This window comes from Ginsengibacter sp., assembly GCF_057362405.1.
Genome location: NZ_JBMQQG010000283.1, coordinates 1 through 3,986, shown reverse-complemented (window position 1 = coordinate 3,986; position 3,986 = coordinate 1). Strand labels below are relative to the sequence as shown.

Here is a 3,986-nt window from a genome sequence, read left to right as displayed (position 1 = left end):
CAAAATATATTAACCAAATAAAAAACCATAAACATTAAAACTACTGATATGAAAAAAATATTCTTTTCACGCATCATGGCCGTTATATTAATGTGTCTTTCTTCTTTATTAATTAAAAGTGAGAATGTAGCTAGCAAGTTAAATTGTTCTGCTTTTTGCCATTGCGAAATGCAGCACGAAAAAACAATAACTAATACGCAACGGGATATTTTCGGTCGGGATGATGGCTTCTTTATTAAAATCTGACAATAAACTAAACAAAATAAAAGACTCAATTAAAAATAAAACAATGATTAACATTTCAGATCTCGAAAAAATTTACCGAACCGAAGAAGTAGAAACTGTTGCGCTAAACAAACTTTCTTTTAATGTAAAGGAAGGAGAATTTGTTGCAGTAATGGGACCTTCTGGTTGTGGTAAATCTACACTGCTTAACATACTTGGATTGTTAGACGATCCTGATGACGGAAGTTTTCTCTTTAATGGTATTGAAGTGGCTAAGTTTAATGAAAGAAAAAGAGCCGACTTACGTAAAAAAAATATCGGCTTCGTTTTCCAAAGCTTTAACCTTATCGACGAGCTTACTGTTTTTGAAAATGTAGAGTTGCCATTAATCTATCTCGGAGTTAAGGGTGATGAAAGAAAACAGCGCGTAGAAAAGGTGCTCGATAAAATGCAGATCATGCATCGCCGTAATCACTATCCGCAACAGTTGAGCGGTGGTCAGCAACAGCGTGTAGCCGTAGCAAGAGCCGTGGTTAATAATCCCAGGTTAATATTAGCGGATGAACCTACCGGAAACCTTGATTCATCTAACGGTAACGAAGTAATGCAGTTATTAACTGAACTGAACGAAAATGGCACCACAATAATAATGGTTACTCATAGCGAGCATGATGCACGTTTTAGCCATCGCATTATCCGAATGCTCGACGGACAAACTGTAACGGAAAATATTTTAATCTAACGTAAACAGCTCAACGCAGTTGTGACACATTAGTCGTCACACTACGGTTTTATTAATAATGAGATAGCGGTTGTATTGATAGTATAATATTGTATCAATTTGTATGCTACTAATTAAAATAAGATGATTAAAAATTATTTTAAAACAGCCTGGAGAAGTTTATGGAAAAATAAATTTTACTCGTTAATAAATGTTTGCGGTTTAGCAGTTGGCCTGGCTACAGGCATTATGTTGCTGCTTTGGGTGCAGAATGAGCTTAGCTTCGATAAGTTTAATAAAGAGTACAAAAATATTTACCAGCTTAGCACTCATTTTAAAAATGATGGCGAAGATAAGGTCTGGACGGGCGTTCCCGGACCGTTAGCCGTTTATGCTAAATCAATTCCCTCAATAAAATCTATTGTAAGGATCCAGGGGGAATTCGATCAGAATATTTCTAACAGCGACCGTACCAAAATATTTGACGGCAATAAAATTGCTTATGTCGACAGCGGTTTCTTTTCCATGTTTAATTATAAACTGGTTGAAGGAAATTTTGCCACTTCTTTTCCCAATATCAATTCTGTTATTATAACACAAGCCACTGCCAAAAAGCTGTTCGGCAGTGAGGAGGCTATGGGCAAAACCATTGGTTTTAGAAAAGAACAATTTACCGTAACAGGAGTATTGCAAAACTTGCCCGGCAATTCCACTCTCCAGTATGACGCTGTTTTCCCCATGTCGTATTATGGCAAGCAATTCACAGCGTGGGGAGGAAATGGCGATTGGAAAACAATTGATGCTGACCTCGGCGATTTTGCTTTTAATACGTTTGTGCAACTACAACCCGGTGCCAACCCCATTAAAATAGGGCAAGAGCTTTCAACTGCCTACAAAAAAGCCAGGAATGGTGACAGCAATGCCGGTTACGAATTACAAAACCTGGCCGATATCCATTTGATAGGGCCGGATGGGAATACCTCGTCATTAAGAATGGTGCAGATATTTATGCTGGTGGTGATTTTATTATTAGCCATAGCAAGTATCAATTATGTAAACTTGTCAACTGCCCGTTCGTTAATAAGAGCCAAAGAAGTAAGTATCCGGAAAATGGTAGGCGCCAAAAAGCAACAACTATTCTTCCAGTTTATTACAGAAACCTTTTTATTATTTTGTTTTGCAATAACCCTGGCAATCATCTTAATATTCCTATTAACACCATTATACAATAATATTTCCGGCAAAGATTTATCGTTTGATATCTCAGATACCGGGGTACTGAAAGTTTCTGCCCTGGCTATCTTCGGCACATTGATCGTGTCGAGCGTGTATCCGGCCATCTTATTGTCTTCGTTCAAGCCGATTGAAGCCCTGAAGGGAAAAATATCATCCGGTATTGGTATCGCTGCGCTGAGAAAGGGACTCGTTGTTTTTCAATTTTCAATATCAGTGATATTGCTGGTATGCACCATCATCATGAGCAACCAGTTGCATTTTATCAGGAATAAAGATTTGGGTTATGATAAGAATTATGTTTTTTCAGTACCACTTACCCAGGAGCTGGCGGATCACCTGGCCGCAGTTAAGTCGGAATTGAAAAAGCAAGCCAGCATTTTGAATGTTGCCGCATGCGATGCGTACAGTTTTTCTGATATTAATGGTGAAACCGGTGATTTGGAATGGCCAACCAAGGCGCCCAACAGTAATGTTACGATAACGCAATTGTGTGTTGATAAAGATGTAATTCCTACGATGAAAATCAAGCTCATTGAGGGGCAGAACTTTTCGGGTACGCCTGCCGATAGTTCTCACTTCGTTGTGAATGAAACCGCCGTAAAGATGATGGGACTAAAGCCTCCTTATGTGGGGCGGCAAATATCCTTTCATAGTAATAAAGGAACGATCATTGGGGTTATGCAGGATTTTAATTTTCAATCTTTGAAATTAAAAATAAAGCCATTAATATTTTTTACTTTCTGGCATAACCTTAATATTCTATATGTGCGTACAACCGCTGCCAATGCGCAGCAGGCAATTGCTTCCGTGCACGACCAATATAAAAAATACGCCGGCAATACTCCATTCAGTTATTATTTTGTAGACAAAACTTTTGATGCCCAATACAAAACAGATCAGCGGGCAGGCACTTTATTTAATGTATTCGCAGGCATCGCCATCTTCATTTCATGTCTTGGTTTGTTTGGCCTCGCAACCTATACGGCACAGGTAAAAGTTAAAGAAATAGGCATCCGGAAAGTATTAGGCGCCAGCGTAAATGGTATCGTTCAATTAATAAGTAAAGATTTTTTACAATTAGTAATCATTGCAATTATTATAGCCATACCGGTTGCCTGGTGGGCCATGAACAAATGGCTGGAAGGCTTTGCCTACCGCATTCACATCACGTGGTGGGTATTTGCACTGGCTGCCTTGCTATCCATATTCATTGCATTTATAACCATTAGTTTCCAGGCTATAAAAGCAGCCCTTACCAACCCGGTAGAGTCGTTACGGTCCGAATAGAAAAGTACTATCGGTAAGGTAACAGATAAATTAGATCAACAAAATAACCGGTCATAACCGGCATTAAACATTTTTAAAAATATAACCATGTTACAACCAAAATCATTCGTCGCCATCATACTACTGTTTGTTTGCCAATTGTCCTTTGCGCAAACGACAACCCCTGTAAAGTCTTTTGACAGAGTTATTGTTAGCCCGCACATACAGGTAACTTTTGTAGAAGGCAACCAGGAAAGTGTTACCGTAGAGAGCAACACCGTTAGCAGCGACAAACTAAATATCGAAGTGAAAGATAAAACGCTGCGCATTTACCTCGAGGGCGCTAGAGAAATTACTAAAAATGAAAAAGTATATGATAACGGCTATAAAGAAAGGAGATCAATTTATAACGGTACCATTGTAAAGGCTATCGTTACCTACAAAACGCTGCGCACACTTTCTGTTAGGGGCGGAGAAACCATTGTATGCAGCAGTAAATTAACCGGTAAAAAGTTTAACCTTAAAATATATGGCGAAT

General features: G+C 38.7%; 3 protein-coding genes. All 3 read left to right on the top strand.

Features of this window, described 5'->3' with window-relative positions:
• Window positions 1–289 precede the first annotated feature (289 nt).
• Entirely contained in the window at window positions 290–967 is a 678-nt protein-coding gene (locus tag ACO1O5_RS23130; RefSeq protein ID WP_486274543.1) for an ABC transporter ATP-binding protein, read from the top strand.
• Between the two features lie 123 nt (window positions 968–1,090).
• The gene (locus ACO1O5_RS23125) at window positions 1,091–3,469 is read left to right on the top strand and encodes an ABC transporter permease (protein ID WP_486274542.1); all 2,379 of its coding nucleotides are present in this window, start codon (window positions 1,091–1,093) and stop codon (window positions 3,467–3,469) included.
• Window positions 3,470–3,556: 87 nt separating this feature from the next.
• The coding region (locus ACO1O5_RS23120; RefSeq protein WP_486274540.1) for a GIN domain-containing protein at window positions 3,557–3,986 on the top strand (430 nt) is incomplete at its 3' end.